Origin of the sequence: Pseudarthrobacter sp. BIM B-2242 (assembly GCF_014764445.1) — a bacterium.
GTDB lineage: Bacteria > Actinomycetota > Actinomycetes > Actinomycetales > Micrococcaceae > Arthrobacter > Arthrobacter luteus_A.
The window spans coordinates 959,839-980,529 of the sequence record NZ_CP061721.1; the positions used below are offsets into that span (position 1 = coordinate 959,839).

General features: G+C 63.2%; 15 protein-coding genes. 7 read left to right on the forward strand and 8 right to left on the reverse strand.

The window, feature by feature from the left end:
• The first annotated feature begins 9 nt into the window (after positions 1 to 9).
• Both IDT60_RS04590 and IDT60_RS04595 read left to right on the forward strand, forming a co-directional pair.
• Entirely contained in the window at positions 10 to 267 is a 258-nt protein-coding gene (locus IDT60_RS04590) for a helix-turn-helix transcriptional regulator (protein ID WP_191081048.1), read from the forward strand.
• Complete coding sequence (locus IDT60_RS04595) at positions 264 to 1,505, forward strand: type II toxin-antitoxin system HipA family toxin (protein WP_191081049.1); 1,242 nt, start codon at positions 264 to 266, stop codon at positions 1,503 to 1,505. The genes IDT60_RS04590 and IDT60_RS04595 overlap by 4 nt, the downstream gene beginning before the upstream one ends.
• A gap of 17 nt (positions 1,506 to 1,522) precedes the next feature.
• Here IDT60_RS04595 and IDT60_RS04600 read toward each other — a convergent pair whose 3' ends face one another.
• Both IDT60_RS04600 and IDT60_RS04605 read right to left on the reverse strand, forming a co-directional pair.
• Complete coding sequence (locus tag IDT60_RS04600; protein ID WP_191081050.1) at positions 1,523 to 3,193, reverse strand: thiamine pyrophosphate-binding protein; 1,671 nt, start codon at positions 3,191 to 3,193, stop codon at positions 1,523 to 1,525.
• Between the two features lie 120 nt (positions 3,194 to 3,313).
• Complete coding sequence (locus tag IDT60_RS04605; RefSeq protein WP_191081051.1) at positions 3,314 to 3,817, reverse strand: Lrp/AsnC family transcriptional regulator; 504 nt, start codon at positions 3,815 to 3,817, stop codon at positions 3,314 to 3,316.
• A 93-nt stretch (positions 3,818 to 3,910) separates the two neighbouring features.
• Between IDT60_RS04605 and hisC the strand changes: the two genes are divergently transcribed.
• The 3 genes from hisC (at position 3,911) to IDT60_RS04620 (ending at position 7,969) form a co-directional block, all read left to right on the forward strand.
• Positions 3,911 to 5,008, forward strand: coding sequence for a histidinol-phosphate transaminase (hisC, locus tag IDT60_RS04610; protein ID WP_191081052.1), 1,098 nt, complete (start codon positions 3,911 to 3,913; stop codon positions 5,006 to 5,008).
• A 53-nt stretch (positions 5,009 to 5,061) separates the two neighbouring features.
• Positions 5,062 to 6,474 carry an amino acid permease gene (locus tag IDT60_RS04615; RefSeq protein WP_191081053.1) on the forward strand — a complete coding sequence of 471 codons (1,413 nt, stop codon included), beginning with the start codon at positions 5,062 to 5,064 and terminating at the stop codon, positions 6,472 to 6,474.
• A gap of 370 nt (positions 6,475 to 6,844) precedes the next feature.
• Positions 6,845 to 7,969 (forward strand): EcsC family protein, encoded by a 1,125-nt coding sequence (locus IDT60_RS04620; protein ID WP_191081054.1) that lies wholly within the window; start codon positions 6,845 to 6,847, stop codon positions 7,967 to 7,969.
• Between the two features lie 581 nt (positions 7,970 to 8,550).
• On the opposite strand, the gene IDT60_RS04625 is transcribed toward IDT60_RS04620, so the two are convergent.
• Positions 8,551 to 9,276 carry a hypothetical protein gene (locus tag IDT60_RS04625; RefSeq protein WP_191081055.1) on the reverse strand — a complete coding sequence of 242 codons (726 nt, stop codon included), beginning with the start codon at positions 9,274 to 9,276 and terminating at the stop codon, positions 8,551 to 8,553.
• Between the two features lie 92 nt (positions 9,277 to 9,368).
• Here IDT60_RS04625 and IDT60_RS04630 point away from each other — a divergent pair, with 92 nt between their 5' ends.
• On the forward strand, positions 9,369 to 9,614 hold the full coding sequence (locus IDT60_RS04630) for a hypothetical protein (RefSeq protein WP_191081056.1): 246 nt from the start codon (positions 9,369 to 9,371) through the stop codon (positions 9,612 to 9,614).
• A 16-nt stretch (positions 9,615 to 9,630) separates the two neighbouring features.
• Here the strand turns inward: IDT60_RS04630 and IDT60_RS04635 are convergent, their stop codons facing one another.
• From IDT60_RS04635 to IDT60_RS04650, 4 genes are all read right to left on the reverse strand, one after another.
• Positions 9,631 to 12,807, reverse strand: coding sequence for an exodeoxyribonuclease V subunit beta (locus IDT60_RS04635; RefSeq protein WP_191081057.1), 3,177 nt, complete (start codon positions 12,805 to 12,807; stop codon positions 9,631 to 9,633).
• Positions 12,804 to 15,443 carry a PD-(D/E)XK nuclease family protein gene (locus IDT60_RS04640; protein ID WP_191081058.1) on the reverse strand — a complete coding sequence of 880 codons (2,640 nt, stop codon included), beginning with the start codon at positions 15,441 to 15,443 and terminating at the stop codon, positions 12,804 to 12,806. Before IDT60_RS04640 ends, IDT60_RS04635 begins: the two co-directional genes overlap by 4 nt.
• Before the next feature lie 78 nt (positions 15,444 to 15,521).
• On the reverse strand, positions 15,522 to 16,280 hold the full coding sequence (locus IDT60_RS04645; protein ID WP_370590720.1) for a DUF6308 family protein: 759 nt from the start codon (positions 16,278 to 16,280) through the stop codon (positions 15,522 to 15,524).
• A gap of 99 nt (positions 16,281 to 16,379) precedes the next feature.
• Positions 16,380 to 18,335, reverse strand: a complete 1,956-nt coding sequence (locus IDT60_RS04650) for an NERD domain-containing protein (RefSeq protein WP_223883881.1) — start codon at positions 18,333 to 18,335, stop codon at positions 16,380 to 16,382.
• Here IDT60_RS04650 and IDT60_RS04655 point away from each other — a divergent pair.
• Positions 18,297 to 19,580 carry an ISL3 family transposase gene (locus tag IDT60_RS04655; RefSeq protein ID WP_223883882.1) on the forward strand — a complete coding sequence of 428 codons (1,284 nt, stop codon included), beginning with the start codon at positions 18,297 to 18,299 and terminating at the stop codon, positions 19,578 to 19,580. The two genes, IDT60_RS04650 and IDT60_RS04655, sit on opposite strands and share 39 nt — an antisense overlap.
• Positions 19,581 to 19,861: 281 nt before the next feature.
• Here IDT60_RS04655 and IDT60_RS04660 read toward each other — a convergent pair whose 3' ends face one another.
• Positions 19,862 to 20,647 (reverse strand): hypothetical protein, encoded by a 786-nt coding sequence (locus IDT60_RS04660; RefSeq protein ID WP_191081060.1) that lies wholly within the window; start codon positions 20,645 to 20,647, stop codon positions 19,862 to 19,864.
• Positions 20,648 to 20,691 lie beyond the last annotated feature (44 nt).

A 20,691-nucleotide genomic window follows, 5' to 3' on the forward strand; every position in this document is an offset into this window, starting at 1 on the left:
GGTGAAGATATGGAACACGTACCGGAAACGCCGTTCTTTCGGGCGGTGGATGCCACGTCATTTGGCGCGTCGGTGAGGGCGGCGCGGCAAGAACGCAAATTAACGCAAAGCGGCCTGGCGGAACTCATCAACGCGAGTCGGCATACCGTTGTCCGGCTTGAGCAGGGAGAAAACGTGTCCCTGGAAACCGCGATGGCGGCGGTGAGGGCGCTGGAACGTGATATTGCTTTGATTCCCCGCTTCTCACGCCTGGATGTGAAGAGGTGAAGCGGAGTGATCGGCTCGCCGTTTGGCTGCACGGCCGGCATATTGCCTGGCTTACCGGAACATCGCTTCGCCCGCGTTTGGAATATCTGCCGGATGTTGTGGCCGAATACGGCGCGGGTGCGGTCCTCCTCTCCCTGTCCCTTCCGCTGCAGTCGAAACCCATCACCGGTCCGGCGGTCCTGAACTTTTTTGACGGGCTGCTGCCGGAGGGCCAGGTCCGGGCGCATTTGTCCGAACTCTACAAAGTCCCGTCTACGGATATCAGGGGTCTTCTAGCTGCTGTTGGCGGCGACTGCGCGGGGGCTGTCCAGGTTCTTCCGGAGGGGAGGGATCCTGCGGGCGGGGGCAGCCTCCAGCCAATGTCCCGGAAGGAACTTGTGGCTGCGGTCGAGTCGCTGCCCACCTGGGATCTGCCTCCCGATTTTGCCATCGCTACATCTTTGGGCGGGGTGCAGTCCAAAATACTGCTGTCCCGTGACGGTGGCCGTTGGTACTGGCCTTCCGGTGGTGCCGCGTCAACCCACATCATCAAACCGGACCCGTTTGATTCCCCCATCCAAGACCTCTTGGCTGCGGAGCACTGGGCTTTGAACCTGGCCGGGGCCCTCAACCTTCCCGCCGCCCGCAGCAACCTGGAGCGGTTCGGCAGCCGCGAGGCGCTGATTGTGGAACGCTATGACCGCACCAAAGATCACCACCGCATCCATCAGGAGGACTTCACGCAGGTCCTCGGCATCTCATCGGCGGCCAAGTACGACCAGTCCACTGCGGGTCCTTCACGCCTGGCACAGGTGGCCGCCGTCGCGGCGCCGCATACGCGGAGTCCAACGATTTTCAAGATGGACCTTCTCAAACTGGTGAGCTACAACCTCCTTATCGGCAACGGTGACGCCCACTCGAAGAACTACTCTGTGCTGATCCGGGAAACCGGTGAGGTGACCCTTGCTCCGTTGTATGACGCCGCACCCACCCTGTTGCTCTATGCCAGGAGCAGCAATGCGGGACACTCCGTGGCAGGCCAGGCGAGGCTGAACTACATCACGCTTGATCACCTCGTGCGTGAGGCGGCAGGATGGGGCCTCGACTCCGATGCCGCCCGCACAACAGTGAGCGAGCTATTCTCCGCGGCAGCGGAGGCGCCGGAAGCCGCGCCGGACAGGCTGGCTGGCCTGCCGTCACTGGTGGCATCCCGCGCGGTTGATTTGCTTCAAGGACGCACCGCGCGCCGGCAACCCTGAACAGTCTCCATGTTCAGCTACCCCGCCACCGCCGCCTTCGCCTCCTGCTTGGCCGCCATCCACTCGCTCAGCCATGGAGCCCGGACGCTCGACGTGATCCGGCAGTCGGCCACGAAGGTTCCCGTGGCGCCGGCGTCTATCCACTCCGTGAGCGCGGACAGGTCAGACAAGGATCGGATGATCGCCGACTCGGCACCCAAAGCCCGCGCAATTCCGCTGAAGTCCACCTCGGGGATCAGCATGGGCTTTTCGGTCAGGCCCTGGGAGCCGTACTGGTGGATTTCGGCTCCGTAGGCGGCATCGTTGTAGATCACCACGACGGCGCTGCTGGCCGCCCCAATGAGCGATTCGAGGTCGGACAGGCCCATCAGGAAACCGCCGTCGCCGGAGGCCAGCACCAGGGTGCGGCCGTCCTCCACTGCACGGGCCGCTCCTACGGCGCTGGCAAGGCCCAGCCCGATGGCCTGGAAGGCGGTCCCCACCATGACCAGGTCCTGCGGCCTGGGGATGTGCCAGTACATTGGTCCCCAGCCGACAAAGTGCCCGCCGTCCTGGACCACCGTGCGGCGCGCCGGCAGCACCGCATCCAGTGCCGTGGCCAGGGACCGCGGGTCCAGCCGGCCGTCCAAAGTCTCGTCAGAGCCAGGGGCGTGGCCTGGTCCTGAAGCCAGGCGCCTGCGGGCTTCCGCGCGCCACGCCTCCGGGCGGGCATCCGCCGAAGTGCTGTCGTCCAACAGCGCCAGAAGGCGTGAAGCAGCAGACTTCACGTCCGCGCTGACGAACGTATCCACCCGGGGGTGCGTCGGCTGCAGGGCGGCGTCGATCTGGATGACGGTGCTGTCCGGGCCGAGCAGGTGCCCGAACCGCATGGTGAAGGGGCTCAGGCTTGCCCCGGCCACGAGGACCACATCAGCCTCGCCCATGAGCCCGGCCGCGGTGTCCGTGCCGAAACCGCCCGCGACACCCAGGTACCCCTCGCCTTTGAGGAGGTTGAGCGCCAGGGCGGTTCCGGCAGTCAGTGCGCCGAGACGGTCGGCGAGCTCGCGGAGCTCCGGGCCGGCTCCGGCGAGGTGCGCACCGCGGCCGGCGAGGATCAGCGGCCGCTTCGCCCCGGCGAGCAGGCGGGCTACCTGCCCGAGGCCGCCGTCGACGTCGTCACTCACCACCGGTGCCAGCGGCACGGGAAGCTCTTCGTCTTCCGCCTCGAGTGACGCGAGGTCGTAGGGAATGGCAATGACGACGGCGGTGCGCTTGGTGAGTGCGTACTCCACCGCCTGCTGCGTGATGGAGCCCGCGGCGTCGCGGGTGACGGTGAAGGTGGCCGCGCCGAGGCCCGCGGCGATGGCCGCCTGGTCCACGTCCTGGGGCCGGGCGCCGCTGCTCGGGGCGTCGCCGGTGACCAGCACCACGGGGATTTGGGCCTGGACCGACTCGGCGAGGGCTGTGAGTGCGTTGGTGTAGCCGGGGCCGTAGGTGGTGGTGCCTGCGGCGAGGCGTCCCGACGTCCGGTAGTAGGCGTCGGCCGCGGCGATGGCGGCGCCTTCATGGCGGACTGCGGAGAAGCGGAGGCCCAGCTGTTCCGCGGCGTCCAGGAAGTAGACGTTGCCGTTGCCCATGACGCCGAAGACATCGGTGAGGTAGCTGCTGAGAACCTGTGCCACGCGGCCTGAGACGGTGAGAGTAGTCATGCAGGAATCTTGTGGGCTGGTTCACAGATGAGCAAGAGACGAGAGTTTGATTGGGATATTTGGCAGGAGGACACAGGTATTAGTGAAAATATGACCGCTTGTGGTGTGCATCACCCACGATTAACGCGAAGGGCGGGATTCCTGCTCCGACAGCCGGCTCAGGAGGCCGTCGTAGCGGGGCGGCATAAGCTCCAGCACAGAAATGGCCGTGCTGGTCCGCTGGATGCCCTCGATTTCCAGGATCTCGTTGGTGATGCGGTAGAGATCGGCCGTGCTGCGGGCCACTACCTTGGCCATGAGGTCGGCGTCCCCGGTGGTGGCGTGGACCTCGATGACTTCCGGGATCGCGGCGAGCCCGTCCTCCACCGCGCCGGTCCGGGTCTGGCTGATGGAGAGGGAGAGGAAGGCCATCAGGTCGTAGCCCAGCGCGGCGGGGTCCAGCCTCCGGCTGAAGGAGCGGAGGGCGCCGCTGCGCTCGAGCCGTGCCAGCCGGGCGTGGACCGTGTTCCGTGCGACGCCGAGCGTCCGGGAGAGTGCCAGGGCGCTGGCTTCGGGATCCTTGTCGAGGGCCAGGATGATCCTGCCGTCGAGGGAATCCACGGTGCGGGGGTTCGGGATGGTCATATTTTCACCACAGACAGTTGAGGTTGAGCAGAAGTCCCAATGGCTAAAGGGTATCTTGCATTGTGGGCCGGGTCACAATCATGATCGTTGCTCATGACCCGTGATCAGATCCTGACTGCACCGGACACCGCGCTTCCCACCCTTCGTGGCGCCGTGGCCGGACTTCCGCCCTACGTTCCCGGCCGCCGCAGCGCCGGCCTGGACATTGCAGCCCTCGCCAGCAACGAAAGCCACTACGAACCACTGCCCGCTGCCGCCGCTGCGGTGGCCGCAGCGGCCGGAACCATGAACCGCTACCCGGACAGTGCCGCCGTCGAACTCCGTGAACGGCTTGCCCGCCACCTCGGCGTCACGGCCGGAGAGGTGGCGGTGGGACCCGGCAGCGTGGGCGTCCTCCAGCAGATCATCACCGGACTGTGCGATGCCGGGGATGACGTGATCTTTGCGTGGCGCTCCTTCGAGGCCTACCCCATCCTGGTTGAGCTGGCAGGCGCCCGGCCGGTCCGCGTTCCGCTGGACGATGTGGAGGGCCACGACCTCGAAGCCATGGCCGCGGCCGTCACCGACCGCACGAAGGTGATCCTGCTCTGCACCCCCAACAATCCCACCGGCGTTCCGATCAGCCACGAACGCATCGAGGCGTTCCTGCAGTCCGTCCGCTCCGACATCCTCGTGGTGATCGACGAGGCCTACGTGGAATACGCCGAAGCGGGCAGCGGCCCGGATTCCCTGGCGCTCTACCGCCAGTACCCGAACGTCTGCATCCTGCGCACCTTCTCGAAGGCGTACGGGCTCGCCGGCCTGCGCGTGGGATACGCCGTGGCGGCACCGACCATCGCCGAGGGACTGCGCCGGACTGCCCTTCCCTTCTCGGTGAGCGCGCTGGCCCAGAAGGCGGCCATCGCGTCGCTGGACGCGGGGGAGGAGATGGAAGCCCGGGTGGCCACGGTCAAGCAGGAGCGCACCCGGATGGCTGCGCAGCTGGAAGCCCAGGGCTGGAAACTGCAGGCGAGCCAGGGCAACTTCCTGTGGATCCGCGCAGATGAACGCCTCCAGGCAAGGCTGGTGGACGCGTTCGACCGCGCAGGCATCTTGGTCCGTGCGTACCAGGGCGACGGCGTACGGATCACCGTTGCCGCCCCCGCCTCCAACGATCGCGTGCTCCGGCTTTTGGAAGCCCACGCAGCCTGACAACCGACTTTCCTGTTACCCCATCCGTTCCACCCACAACCAGAGGACTCCCCATGGAACAACAGACAAAGACGTCTGGCCGCGCACTGGGCGCGGCACTCAAACCCCGCCAGCTCACCATGATGGGGCTCGGCAGCGCCATCGGTGCGGGCCTGTTCATCGGCTCCGGCGCCGGCATCCAGGCCGCCGGACCGGCCGTGCTGATCTCCTACCTCGTGGCCGGCACCCTCATCATCCTGGTGATGTGGGCCCTCGGCGAGATGGCCGCCGCCAATCCGGACAGCGGCGCCTTCTCCGTCTACACCGCCAAGGCGTACGGGCCGGTGGCCGGTGCCACGGTGGGCTGGCTCTGGTGGCTGCAGCTCGTGGTGGTCATCGCAGCCGAAGCGCTCGGTGCGGCAGGCCTGCTGGCCACCATCTTCCCGGCCCTGCCGGTGTGGCTGATGGCCTTCGTGTTCATCGTGGTGCTCACGGCTGTGAACCTCACCAGTGTGAAGAACTTCGGCGAGTTCGAGTTCTGGTTCGCCCTGCTCAAGGTGGCGGCAATCGTCGGGTTCCTCCTGGTGGGCGCTGCCCTGCTCTTCGGCTGGCTGCCGGGCGTCCAGTCGCCGGGCCTGTCCAACTTCACCGGCGCCGGCTTCGCGCCTGATGGTTTCGCCGGAATCGCCACGGCACTCTTCGTGGTGGCGTTCGCGTTCGGCGGCACCGAGATCGTGTCGGTGGCGGCAGCCGAGACCGCGGAGCCGGCGCGCAGCGTGCGGACAGCGGTCCGGACTGTGCTGTGGCGCATCCTGGTCTTCTACATCGGTGCGATCTTCGTTATCGCAGCCGTGGTTCCCGTCGGTTCGGCGGGGCTGAAGAGCCCGTTCGCCGCGGTGTTGGAGGCAGCCGGCATGCCCGGCGCAGCCACCGCCATCACCCTGGTGGCCGTGGCAGCTCTGCTCTCCGCCCTGAACGCCAACCTTTACGGTGCGTCACGGATGGCGTACTCCCTCGCCGAGCGGGGCGAAGCACCACGCCTGCTTGCCTCGGTGTCCAAAGCCCGGGTTCCGGTTGTCGCAGTCGTGGCCAGCGTCGCCTTCGGTGTTGTCACGGTTGTGCTGGAGCTGGCTTTCCCCGAGATGGTCCTTCCCGTCCTGCTCAACATCGTTGGCTCGACCTGCCTGCTGGTGTGGACCTCTGCTTTGCTGGCCCAGCTCGCGCTGCGCCTCCGTGCCGACCGCAACGGGACGGCGCTTCCCCTGCGGATGCCCGGCTTCCCGTGGCTCACGGTGGTTGGCCTGGTCATCCTCGCTGCGATCTTCACGGTGGGCTTCATCGGCGAGGATTCCCGCCCCCAGCTCCTGAGCACCTTCGCACTCGTGGCACTCCTGGCGGTGGCGAACTGGATCCATCACCGGCACGGTAAGGTTGCGCCGATTGTCGAAGCATCGGACGTTGACAAGCAGCGGGTGCTCGTCGACTGAACAAAGGGTTGCAAACCACGTCCCAGCCGGCACCGTAGCGCACGATGCCGGCCTGCTGGCTGTGCGAGACAGAGACGGATGATTGCCCGCCGGTCTTTCACCACGTCGAAAACAGGCAAGGCCCCCGCTGCGTGAGCAAGGGCCTTGCCGTTCGGCACTTCTGGCTACCAACCTTGTGAACCGTATGGCCAATCTAACTGCCCATGCTCAGCGATGGCTCCAGATTGGCCATAAAATATCCAAGAATGACGTCTCTTCATGGATGAAGTCCGTTGCTCCTATATACCTGAGGTCGTACGCTCGTGGGCAGCTTTTCCGGTTGCGATCGTGTCGGACTGGGTTCACTGCAACGTGAAGGCATAATTGCGGCATGACAGAACCATCGGCGTACGAGCTCGAAGCGTGGCACAACATCCAGCGGTTCAAGGGCCGACCGCTCTCACAGGCGATACGAAATGCGGGGGAGCAGGTGGCCGCCGGCGCTGAGAAACTCGGTGAGCGTGCCACGCAGTACCTGGAGGGAAGGCCAGGAGCCCAAGCTACCGTTGTCCGGGGACAGGAAATCGTTTCCAAGGGCGCTCACATGCTCGGCACCGGGGCTCGCAAAGCGGTCGAGGCCATTCCGGACGGAGTATCCGACTGGGGCGGCACTGCTTTTACATCGATGCGCCAATCGGTGGCGCGGGTCTCAAGGGCAGGACTCTCACCCAAGCAAGTGGTCGCGAAGCACAAGAAGCGTAAGCACGCCGTCAGTACCCTTTCCGACCTGCGACGTCTGGACCTTGAGCAGATCGATGCTGTCCGTGGACGAGGGGCGAGTTGGGGATATCCGCTTGCCGCTGCCGTTTCTGGAGCCGGTGCAGGGTTGGCGATCTCCGGCGGGGAACTCGCAGTCCCCCTCACAGGTGGTGCCGCGGCAGCACCTTCGGGCGCCGTAATCGCCGGCGCCTTCGTTGGCGACGCCGCCATAGTTCTGGCACTGGGGTCCCGTTGCGTCGGCGAAGTGTCGTTGCACTACGGCTACGATCCGGAAGAACCTGCCGAAAAGCTCTTCATCATGTCTGTCGTTAATGCGGGAACGGCAATATCCGCCGGCGCCAAGTCCGCCGCAATGGCCGACATTTCGCGGCTCACTCAAGCTCTCGTCCGCAAAAAGACGTGGGAAATTCTGGACAGATCGATCGTCTCTCAGGTCTCGAAGCAGTTCGCGAAGGCATTCGGCGTTCGCCTTACGAAGCAGGGGCTGGGCAAAGTCGTTCCCGTCGCAGGAATCCTCGTGGGTGGGACCCTTAACTGGACCACTTTGGAAGGGATATTTGACGCTGCCAACATGGCGTACCGACGGCGGTTCCTCTTGGAAAAGTACCCGCATCTTGGCGAGGGAGAAGCCCAAGAATGGCTTCATGACGACGGCCAAGTCGGCGAAGACGACTCTGACGAACCTATCAGTGTGCTCGTTGAGATCGTCGAGGCGGGTGGCCCCGACCTGCACTGATTGTGGCGAGTCCACCCAAAGGAGCGTGGTGGTAGATCGACGGGTTGTGGACGCCGACCTCACATTGGAGCTACAGAACAGAGACTAAAACGACTGGTTGGTTTCAAAACCCGTGGCATTACCGCCTCCAGTGCCGTGGCCAGGGAACGCGGGTCCAGCCGTCCGTCCGGCTCCGCTGAGCCTGGCTGATCGCCCGGTCCCCCGACCAGCAGAGCGGCGTCGATCTGGATGACGGAGCTGTCCGGGCCGAGCAGGTGCCCGAATCGCATGGTCAAGGGACTCAAGCTCTGCCCGGCCACGAGGACCCTTAGGCCTCGCCCATGAGCCCGGCTGCGGTGTCTGTGCCAAAGCCGCCCGCGACGCCGAGGTGCCCTCACCCTGGAGGAGTTGGGTGCCGGGGCGGTTGCGGCGGTCAGCGCGCTCAGGCGATCGGCGAGCTCCCGGAGCTCCGGTGCGGCTCCGGCGAGATGCGCACCGCGGCCAGCGAGAATTAGCGGCCGCCTGCCCCCGCACCTTTGTGCGTGCGGTGCCGGAATCTCATCGTCCGCGGCTTCGATTGCCCAAGGTCGCAGGGAAGGCAATCACGACGGCGGTGCGCTGGGTAAGTGCGTACTCCACCGCCTGCCGGGTGATGGAGCCCGCGGCGTCGCGGGTGACGTTGGTGAGAGCTCCGCGTGCCAATAAGCCGTAAACCGAGGCGCCGCCGTTCGACTAGTGGCAGCGCTGAAGTCCGAGTCGGTTGCGTGGATAAACTCCGGATGGTCCCAACCTTTGATGGTGTCCGGGGCCTGACCTTGCAACCAGACGCGCAGGCTCTCAAGGACTGGCTGCGTCGCCTGGTCCACGACGTCCTCCATTACTGAGATCAAGTCCGAGAAGCTCTCGGCAATGGCCAAAGGCATTGGATGAATGATCGAAATTCCGCTGACCTTGACTCCGCGTCCCTCGGCATCGAGGAAGGCAACGGGTAGCGGCAGGGTCAATTCTGACTGTGAGTGCGCGACGGTGGTGTTTCGATACTTCCGTATCTTGTCGTGCACCCCAGCGAGGGTAGGTGGCAACGCCGGGATTTCCGGCATGTTGTCCAGGCGTGTGCGAACGTTCGAATCGATGAACGGGCGGATGTAAGCCGTGACTGCATGCGAGGTCAGCGGGAGCCAGAGCTCGGAACCTTCACCGGCCTCGAAGGCATGACGCAGGGTATGCGCGGCTTCCGAAAGGTCGGAGGAATGACTGGTAAGTGCCACCAGTAGCCTCGTTTCGGGCGCGTCTGGCAACACTGCAATTCGCGGTTCAGGGTTGGTCACGTGGGTTGCTGCTCCTGTTTTCTGTATAGCTGTCGGTCCTAAAACTTTTTGTAAGTCGGCAGAATGTCTGCAGCCGAGGCTACGTTTCTAAGATGGCAGAGAACCGAAACCCCAAAAGAAAAACTGCGACAAGACGGTGCCCGGTCTGCGGGCACGAGGCCTGGCGCATTATCTACGGCATGGTTATGCCCGACACAGTGGAGCAATATCCGAAAACGGAATTTGCTGGCTGCGTCATGATGCACGAACAGCGCATTTATCCCGCGACCGGCCAGGTTGAATGGGGCCTGCCGAAGTGGGCTTGCCAAGATGACGAGTGCCGCCACCGCTGGTGGTGAAGCCGCGCCAACTCACCTAGACCGCGCTGATCTCGTAGATACTTCCCAAAGCTGGGAAATGGATTAGCGTTCGCACCACGGGCTTTCCGGTTGCAGCCAGTACCGCGCTCCTGTAGGCAGCCATCTGGCCCAGGTACTTTTCGCGGATATGGCCTCCGGGGTTGTTGCCGGGGTATGTCTTGTGGTCGACGAGCACGAATCCTTCTGGTCCTTCCAGCAGAAGGTCGATCCAGCCTTCCATGACCTGGTTCTCCGGCCGCCAGCCTATCGCTGCCTCCCGATGGCGCACCCACCCCGGGAACTCCGAGTCGAGATAAGCCTCGAACCGGTCCCCGGACGTGATCAGCAACAGAGGATCAACGGTTCCCTCGACGTGCCAGCGTTCGACGATCCGTTCCGCCAAATCCTGCCGGTCAGCTGGACTGAGCGCCGAGAACTGCGTTCCCAGGTAAGCATGGACTGCGCTGCCCACCGCACCCCAGTCATCGGAACCATGTTCAGCAAGACGAGAGCCTAGCTCCACCACCGCGGTTACGGCCGCGTCGTGTCCCGACGAGTCCAAGGACGACGCCGCGAAGCGGGCTGGCAACGCAGCAGCTCCGGAGGGGGACGACTCGGCATCAGTGAACCTCGGAGTCCAAACGGCAGCTGTCAAAACCGTATCCAGCGGCTCAAGTTCTGCTACAAACGCACGGAAGCCGTCATTATCCGCCACCTGAATAACACCGTCGGTGCTGTCTTCGTCTTGCTTGACCCACGAGACCAGCGAGGCAACACCCAGGTTGTTCAGCAAGTCTGGCTTGCCGTTCTTGGCTGTAAGGACCGTTGTTTTTACCGCCCGGGTCATGCCCACGTACATAAGCCGTGACATGTTGCGGCGATCGCGTTCCTGCGCCCGTTCCGCCACGTCGCTCGTCTTGCCCTTGGCGTCGAGCGGGGAGCCACCGTACGGGAAGGGGCTGGGCCAGAAGCGGATCCAGCGGCCGTCCAGCGGCTGCTCCAGATCGAAGCTGCCGTCCTGCTCCACTGCGGCGCCGAACGCTGCGAGTCGCAGATCTTTGTCCAGCCCCTCCAAGACCACAACGGGCCATTCGAGCCCTTTGGCCTTGTGATAGGTCAGAACGTTGACCACGTCGTCCCCTGCGTTCTCGGCCGATTGCTGCTCCTCACTGCCGAAGAAGGCGAGGAAGCCCCGCAGTGTCGCTGGCGATCGGAGCGCCAGACATCGCTCGTAATACGTATGGATCGCGCCACGGGCGGCGTCGAGATTCCTCAATCTGGTAGCCGGCGACGACCAGCTGCTGATCAGACGGTTGAGCCTCAGTACACCGGTCACCGCCTCGAAGACCTCGGTGGGAGTAGCCCGGGCTGCACGTTCGCGGAGACCATCGAGCCCTGCGATCAGTGGGTCGGCATTCCACGACTCCAGCACGGCGGCGGTCTCCGGGGCAGCAAGGAGCTGCTGTTGCCAGATCGCGTGGGCGGAGTGGTCAGGATGGAGTGCCACGATCTCGGCCAGCGCCACCGTGTCATAGCCGTCAGCGACGAAAGCCATGCCCGCCCGCGCGAGCTGCACCTCCCGTGCATCGGACAGCTTGCGTGGGTTGCGGCTGGCCCGGACCCCCAAAGCATCCAGTGCTGAGGAGAGTGATTCCACATCTGCGTTTGAGCGGGCAAGGATGGCTACGTCGCCGGCTCTCAGTTCCGGCCGCCTCCCCAGCAGAGACGCCACGCCTGCAGCGGTTGCCTTGAGCCGTTCACCGTCGTTGGTCTGGGGCCGGGTCCAGGCCTCAAGCGTGCCTGCGGACCAGTCCGCGTGTGCGTCCGGAAGCATCAAGTGGACTGTCTCGGGCTGCATCCCATGTCCTTGGAACACCGGCTCGAAGACGGCATTGCTCAAGTCCACGACGGCCTGGTGCGACCGCCAGGTTTCGGACAGCTGTTCCCGGCGGCTGACCTTGGCAACGACCGCTTCCATAAGTTCAGGGTCAGTGCCGCGGAACTCGTAGATGGCCTGTTTGGGGTCGCCCACCCAGACGGCCTCATTTACGAGACTGCTGAGCTGCAGGAAGAGTTCCAACTGGAGGGGGCTGGTGTCCTGGAACTCGTCGACGACAAGGAACCGGACGCGTCCGGGGAACGAGCGTCGGAAGGCTTCATTGTCGCGTGCCAGCTTGAGGACCAGAGTCTCCTGGTCAACAAAGTCCATGAGGCCGTGAAGCCGTTTGAACTCGGAATAGGCATCAAGGCAATCTGCAGCGCAAGCGAAGATCCTCCGGGTGTATTGCTCCAGATCGTGATGGAAAGCAGGGTTGGACAGTAGACCTTCCTTGATGGCATCCATGGCTGGTGCGAAGAGTGCTTTGACAGCCGAGGGAGCCCCTGATCCCACGACGCCGCGCCACTCTTCCCAGGTGATGCTTTCGATTTCGCCCATTTTCGCAACCTTGTGAAGGATCTTTGGCGCATGTTCCGTAAAGGATACTGAGGTGACGCTCACCGTCTTCCCGGCAGGCGTCTTGCCGTCCCGAGCCGTCGCTTCAAGGTCGGGCACGATAGCGCGCAGGTCCCGCAACCACTTCTCCCGGTCGTCTTGACTGGGGGTATCGAGGAGCTCGCGGAAGCCGTTCCAGGACCTTTCTGCGCAGTCGGACAGGTCCTCCGCGTCCAGCAGGTTAGTGCGGGCAGCGTCCACAACGGACCGGACCATCTCCTGCCAGGTTTTGGCATCCCGGGCGCCAGCGTCGTCGGTCCCCATGCGGCGGGCGATGGGGAGAATGGCCGGAGCGTGTTCGGCCAAGATTTCGTCGGTTGCCAGATTGAAGATGCCGGTAAGCTGTTCCTCGCCTATGATCTCGAGGGCGGGGGACAGTCCCGCGTCGATCGCATGTTCCTGGAGCAACTGGCCGTAGACACCGTTCACGGTGCCGATGAGGCTAGCCGGGAGCTGTTGGGAAGCGAGCCGAAGCGCGGCCGCAGCGGTTTCGTCGCCCGTTACCTCAGCCTGTTCCAAAAGCCTGGCTGCTATGCGCTCCCGGAGCTCACCGGCCGCTTTCTTGGTGAACGTGGTAGCCATTATTGCCCCGGCAGGCAGTCCTCCCGCGATCTGGTCCACGATCTTGCCAGTCAGCGTGTAAGTCTTGCCGGTGCCGGCGCTGGCCGAGACCATGGTGACGTTGTCCAGCAAGTTCACGAGTAATCCCCTTTTAGTCCGCACAGAGTTCCAAAATCGCAGTACCGGCAGTTCGGCTCCCGGTGCAACCGCTCATTCTCCGCAGCCAGCTCGGCGGAGGTGGGCCCACCTTCGGCTAGAGCAGCTTCGGCCGGCTGCGCGGCGGTGATTCGCCCGGTGAGTACTTCCTCCACCGTGAACTCCACGGCACGTACAGCTCGGCGCCACAACTCGGGTGTGTCCTGCGCGGGCTGCAGGGATGTGCCGAATTCCGCATGGGAGGAAGCAAATGTTCCCTGTTTGAGCAGGAAATACGCGGCCGGGAAATCGGGAGGTAACTCCCCTTCATTGAGAGCCCACTGATACAGCGCCAGCTGGAGAGCTTCTCCCCGCTGGACGTCCTCACGGTAATACTTCTCTGTGTTGCTCCACTTAAGGTCGACGACGGCGGTTCGGCCGCGGGCATCGATGCCCACGGCGTCGGCACGGCCACCGACTGAAACAGTCAGCTCGGAACCGTGCACTTTTAGTGTCAGGTCTTTACTGAACTCTTTCTCCATATCCTGCAGCACAATTCCGCCGCGTTGCAGCTGCTGGAAGAACATCATGACGGTGGCTTCGATGGTTGCCCGGACACCAGCAAGCCGGTGCAGCTGGCCGGGCAGTAGCAGTTCCGATGCAAGCTGGGGGAGGAGACGGTCGACGACGGCGCTCACCTCGGATGCTGTCGGCGCCGCCCGGTGTTGCGGCCGAAGTTGACCGTGCAGGACCTCTACAACCTTGTGGGCGAAAATGCCAAGCATTTGGTTCTCTGTGGGCACGCCCGCGGCGTCAGGCACCCGAAGCTGGGACCTGTGTTTGAGCGTCCAGGCGAACGAACAGCCGAGCAGGGTGGAGAGCTGGGTGTAGGAGAGGCGTTTTGGTATGAGTGCCGCGTTCGGACCGACCTCGTGGACGGGAGGTGGGGCAATAGGGCGGTGCTGTGCAACAGGAACGAGCTGGACGTGCCGTCCCGCCAACGACCAGCGGCCGCTGTTGTTTGTCAGCTCTTCGGGGGCGACAGTCAACGCGGCGAGGCGATCTGTAACAGATTCCGATTCTGTCTGCGTGCTCGGCTGGGCGGCTACGAGTGCCTCCAGGAGCGGGTTGCCCGCTACCCGTTCCCCGTCGCGCTGTCGTATCTGGACGAGCACCAGATTGCCGGTCCGGTTTGCTCCGGCGAGGGTTTGAGTTACATCGAGAGCACTCAGATCTTCGGGAGCCGGAAGCTGCACACCAGCTTGGGCGAGGGTTTCGATGTCATGGGAGTCCCAGCGGCGGAGGCGCGGCATTCTTGCGCTCTGAAAACCCCACCAGAGCACCTGATCGACGTCGTCGGTCAGCTCGGCTAGATGGCTGAGCCGCAGCCAAGGAGTTGATTCAGCTTGGATCAGGGATCCGGCCGAGGGAGTGATCACGGCGGCAATTATCCTGCGAAGGTCCCGGCGGGACACACGGGGAAGCGGCTTGATCAATGCGAGGATCCGTTGGAGCAGCACCGCCGTTCCCGTCGCCGTCTCGTCGTAGGCTACGCGGGCACGCAATCGCGCTGCCAGCCATTCGGCTTTTTCAGCCAACTGGATGCCGCTGACATTCGTTTCCTCAACAAGCAGGCCTGCACTGAAAACGTCGTCCAGGACGCCAGACACGTCGGGGCCGAGCCGTTCGTCGCCTTCGATGTTTGCGATTGCCGCGGCCCAGGCGTCACCGCCGACTCCTGGCTCAGCCTTGAGCGCACCCAGCAGGTGCCCCGCGGCGCGCCGGCGGACCGGCGACCCTGGAAGGCTGAGCAGTTCGGCGAGGAGCTGTACGTTTACCGGTGACCAGATGACTTCGAAAAACAGCGGAATCGACTGGTCATGCGGCCGCCACGCTGAGGGGGCGCCAACGCCGACGGCTGGCATTCCGTGCCCGGAGAGGTAGCTGTCGAGAAGGGCGCTGCTGTCAGAACAGATAACGGCCGTGCTGGTATTGTTGCCCGAGGCGAGCCATCTGGCGCTTATCTCGGCGGCGTCCCATTCCGTTTCAGCGGAAAGGATTGTCAGTTTCGGAGGCGTGGCAGACGGAATGGCTTCGCTGATGTCTACCCCGCGGTCGCGGAGCTTTCCGATGATGACCTGCCAGATCTTTGGAAAGCTGCACTCAGGGTGGTGAAGCACAAGCTCGTCGATGCCTAGCGGCAGCGGTGAGTCAAGCGCCGTCACCAGCTCCGCGATGTCATCGGCCAGGGACGGCGCGAGCCGTCCCTGCGCTTGTTCCGCTGCCGCAAGTGTCCGCAGCAACGGGGACGGCGCTTCCGAGTCTGGCCGCTGGGCAGGAAGCACACCGATCCAGCCGTTTGCCACTGCGTCGTCGCGGGCGGCAAGTAGCTCCTGGGCAGTGGACCAAGGGTCGACCTGGAATGACTTGTGGAACCAAGCGCCGGGGGAGTCGATGGACCGAAGACGGTCCAGATACTGGCTGACGCGTTCGGCGTGCCCCGTGTCCGGACGCGTGATTCCCAGACGTGTCTGCAGTAGGGCCGTGAAGTTCTTCCGCCCTACCCGGATCTGGTTGAGCCGGGGCCGAGTGTAGGCCCACGGTGCGCGGTCCAGATGCAATCCGAACTCAATTTTCATTCTTCCCCCATGCTTTGACCGATGGTCGTTTCCAATCACGTTAGCGGCAGGGTCTAACAATCGTTGCCCCTGCATGATTCACTGCAAAGGCAGCGGGTCAAAGCCGCCGGGCTGATAGTCACGATGTTGGCTATTGAGCCAGAAGTCGGTTGGGCTCCCAGGACGGGACATGCGGTCATCTTGGGAAGTCCAGATGATAATGTCCAGCAGTCGCAGGTCCGTTACTTTGCCAATATCGGATACCGCATGGGCGACTTGATCACGGATTTGTGTGAGTTCGCCCTGCTGTTGGCTGAGGATGCAGCGAAGTGTCAAAAGCGTTTGCTCGATGCGCCTCCAGCGAGGTTCCTTGCCGGAACGGAAGCCGTCCCTCCTGAAACCCATGGCCATCGCCACGTGTCCATCGAGAACTGGTACTGCGTCCGGCCTGTAAAGGGCAAGCATCTTTGTGACCTTCGGTGCCCACAGACCGCTATAGCCGGACCTACAAAGAAGAGTCAGGCCCTTCACCTCGGCATCGTTCATGTCGGCCAGGTTTTTGGCGGACAGCGAGGTGAGTCGTTGCACCAATTCAGTTCGAAATTCGTGCGTGAAGCCTGCCACGTCTGACGCTGACAATCGTCCAGACAGCGAAGTGGCCCACAACAGCGACCAAGGGGCGATCTGCTTAAAGTGGCCATCTCGCCGAGCTACCAATCCTGGCATGTCGTATGTATGCCAGCCGCTCCTCGGGTGTGTGCAGTAGCTGACGACTCGTGCCACAAGGTCTTGTATCGGTGCGACCCCGATTCCTCCGGACATGCCGGGGGACAGATCCATTTGAACGTGTGTGCTCATCGTCTTCTTCCTAGGGTGGATGATTTACGGCGCCGGATGGCGATGCGGAATCCATGAGAAGTCGCCATCTGGCTTTGCCGCAGTTCGCGCTCTTTGGTCCTAATGCTGCGACGGTATCCAGACCTGCGCCCGCCCCAGCACCGCCTTCAGCTCCCGCCCGCCCGCTTCTTCTAAGAGCCCGGAATCACCGACAACGACCAGTAGGCTCCGCGCCCGGGAAAGGCCGACGTAGAGCTGCTCTGCCGCCCGTTCCATGTCTTTGAAGCCGTTGACGCAGAGCACCACTACGGACCGCTCCAGGCCTTTGAAACCGAGGACGTGGCCGTAGAATTCGGCTTTGTTGGCGTGGAATTCGCGCCAGTACTCTTCGGTGGCATCGCGTTGGTAGAAGTCAAGATGTATTGGGTGCCGGTCCTTGGTGGTCAGCAACGCGATCTGATTGTTGGCCCACCCTTCTGCGATGAGTGCATCCACGCAGTCTCCGGCGATGTCGAGCGCATCCTCGGTTGCGCACTCCACCCGTCGGACCGGCAGTCCGGTACTGCCGCGGGGTGTGAAGTGTTCGCCCGCAAAGGGTTTGAGCGTCTCGGCGATCCTTCGGGTGTTCCGCAGGTTGTCGTCGATGTGAATGGGAAGAAATGTCGTGGTCGGGCCGTAGGCGAAGTCGGCTGTTGCCCCTTCCCACCTGCGGTAAACGTCCTGGCGGTCGTCCATGAACGCGTAGACCTCACCGTCGTCGGGGTCATTGGTGCAGGCAAGCAGGGCGTCCCACCACAGCGGGGCGAAGTCCTGGGCTTCATCGACAATGACGGCATCTAGCTTGTCCTCAGGCTTCATTCCCGCGGCCAGCTGCTTCAACATGCGGGGCATGTCCACGTCAAAGTACTTCTGGCCCGCACCGTCAGGGACGCCTAGGCCACGAACATACTCGTGAAACTCACCGGTGAACACCGGCTTTGCCTGGCGCCAGGTGGTGACGCGGTCCTGCAGGTATTGGCCGAGCCCCTTGTTATAGCAGAAGAGGCCTACGCGTTTGCCGTCCTTGCTTAGCAGGCGCGCCTTTTCGACTGCCAGCCAAGTCTTGCCGCTGCCCGCGCCACCGGTGAAGCGGATGCGAGGGAGTGATCGGGTTGCTTGAAGCAGCACGGACTGGCGCTCAGTGAGATGATCCTGAGCGGCTTCGTCTTCCTGCGGATTCCCGGAGGTCCCGACGGCGCCAGCCAGATTTCCGCCCAGCTGACGGACAATGCGTTCCAAGAATACCGGCGCCAGCGGGGCGGCTCCGCCGCCCTCGTTCTCTATTGCCCGGCGGACCAAGTCAGCGGGGGACTTGCTCTCAGTTTGGTCAAGGATGAGGGTCCGGGGGCAGCCAGCCATGGCCCACTCGGGCCGTACATCGGTGTACGGCAGGCTGACCATGTAGACACAACGGCTGCTGAGACGGGATCCGAGCTGGTTCTCAAGCCAGTTCTTGAGCGCGTGTAATGAGCTCTGTGACTGCGCCACCGGGCTAAGGATTTTGCGCTTTTGGCTGCGGTCTGACTGGTACCACTGGCCGTCCGTGATGCTGACCTGGCCGCCTTTGACCTCAATAGCCGCCATGCCAACTCTGGGCCAGAGGACGAGCAGGTCAATCTCGTATTCGTTCCGACCGTCGCGGATGTGGACGGAATGGGCTAGAACAACGTCGTCGGGGAGGCTGTTTTTCAAAGCGTTCCAGACTGCTTTTTCCGCCAGCTGTCCCTCGCCGAATTCCGGTTCCTCCGGTATGCACCTCATTGTTGCCCCCATACTGATCAACCGGCCGTCCGGTTTAGCGGGCCTTCGCAGATAAGCATGGATGCGCAGTCTGAGGATGGCGCCATCGCGTAGGTATTCTGCGGTGCGATGTGGTGCGGCGTGGTGCGGCAGTAAAGAGGTCAGGGCCTCTTTGAATTGGTAGCGACCAAGCAACCAAAACCAAAAAGAGACCCTGACATGAATAACTCTATGTCTTGTTCTGCTGGCCGCTGGTGCATGCGCGCGGATGCGCTGCTCGGTGTCGAGGGCGTCCACGTCAGCTCCGTCACGGCAACCAGGACTGGCCTCGTACTGGGCGTCGAAACCGATGTGGACCTCGCCGGTTGCCCGGACTGCGGCGTCGTCGCGGTCGGCCACGGACGCCGCCAGGTCCGGCTCCATGACATTCCCTGTTTCGGCCAGCCGGTGCGGCTGCTGTGGGCCAAACGTGTTTGGCGCTGCCCGGACCCGGACTGCCCAAAAACAACATTCAGTGAAGAACACCCGCTGGCCGGGCCGCGGGCGAAACTCACCGCCCGAGCCGCCCACTGGGCGACCGACGCGCTGCAGCGGTTCGATACCTCGGTCTCGGCCCTGGCCCACCAGCTCGGGGTCTCCTGGCACACCGTCTGGGACGCCATCAGAGCAGAAGCCACCCGCCGCATCAGGAACTCCGATCGGCTCGCCGGCGTTGACGCGCTCGGGGTGGATGAGCACGTCTGGTCACACACCGGCCCGCCGGGATCCGGCATGGTCACCGGAATCGTGGACCACACCCGCGACGAGAACGGCGTGGTGCACGCACGGCTACTTGACTTGGTTCCAGGCCGGTCCGGGAAGGCCTACGCCGACTGGCTCAAAGACCGTGGCCCCGGGTTCACCGCCGGGATCAAGACCGCCGCGCTGGATCCGTTCCGCGGCTACGCCAACGCGATCCGCGACGAACTGCCCGAAGCCATCACGGTCCTGGACGCCTTCCACGTCGTGAAACTCGGATCGGCCATGGTCGACGAAGTCCGCCGCCGGGTCCAGCAGAACACTCTCGGCCACCGCGGACGCAAGGGTGACCCGCTCTACGGTATCCGCCGGACCCTGCAGATCGGCGCCGAACATCTGACCGACAAGCAGTCCGCCCGGCTCGATGCGAAACTCAATGCCGGAGACCCCGACGACGAAGTCACCCTCGCATGGCAGTGCTACCAGAAGCTCCGCAACATCTATCACGCCCGGCCGGAGCGGGGCAGGGAACTCGTGAATGAAGTCATTGGGTCCTTCCCGTCCTGCCCAATCCCGGAAGTCGCCCGCCTCGGCCGGACACTCAAACAATGGAAAACCGCGATCCTGGCCTACTTCGAAACGAACGGCGCCTCCAACGGGCCTACCGAAGCAATCAACGGAGTCATCGAAACCACCCGCAGAATAGCCCGAGGCTTCCGCAACTTCACCAACTACCGGCTCAGATGCCTACTCGCCGCCGGCGGCCACCGGCACTACCGGATCAAACAAACCAACCATGCGTAAATGCGAAGGGCCGGTTTAGCACTCATCCAACGTTAGCCGGGCACAGCGGTTTCGCCGTGTCGACACGAAGAAGGGTGGCTCAGGACTTGGTATCTAGTGCCGGCGGCTGAGTCCGCTGCTTGGGATTGCGTGCTTCCCAGGACGAAAATTCAGATCAGCCAAGGCCGACCATCAATGCACCACCTGACGACGACGTGGATCAAGCATTAGCGGCGCGACAATAGTGAATCATTCGCGGCAAAGATGAGGCGGGGCGGACGGTCCAGCAAGTGATCGTAGGGTCAGCCCGCAGCTTGGGGCTTCCAATTCTCGATTTCAGCGTCCGCAGCGATGAACCAAATAACTTCAAATGCCTTGGCTGAATCGCTTGCTTCTCCGGCGTCCGGGTCAAAACCGCCCGTATAGGATGCGACCCATTCTGTCTTTTCTTTCTTCGGAATAGCGTTGATGAAGTAGTCCATGCCACGCTTTTCGATGAAACTTTCGGCCGTGGACGGCGACTCCGCTTCGGCTATTTCCTTGTCTGTGACAACTTCCGCGATGAACTTGTCTGTGCGCTGGGCCTGTGCGATATCCGCGATGATCATTTTAATCTGGTCCTTGTACCCATCCGTTGAGTAGTCGAGTTTACTCGTGTATACCCAGTACTGGTTGAGTTTTGCTGGACCTTGGTTTTCATCAACGGTGACAACCTCGTATGGCGCACCTTTGTAGCTGTATGCCTCCACCGGAGGCTTGGACTTTTCCGGTTCCCGGGTCGGCTCCTCGGAAGGAGTGCCGTCGGTTTCGCAGGATCGGTCTACGGTGAGGCGAGGGGCAGACGAGACCTCTGCCCCGGTTTGAGGCTCTTGGCTGCACACCGTCCAGTTCGACTTGTCGACAACGCCAAACATGCCGCCGCCAAGAACCTCGACCTCGTCGTCAATTCCGGCCAACTTAACATCGCTGATTGCGACATCGAGACCCTTTCCAACCACGTCGGGCATGGTGGTGACAGTCTCGCCCGAGCACCCTGCGACTAGCAATGTGACGGCAATGAAAGCGGACGTGACGATAAAACGGCGCATAGGTGTTCCCCCGGGAATGAGACTCAGATGTGAATGCTGGCGTG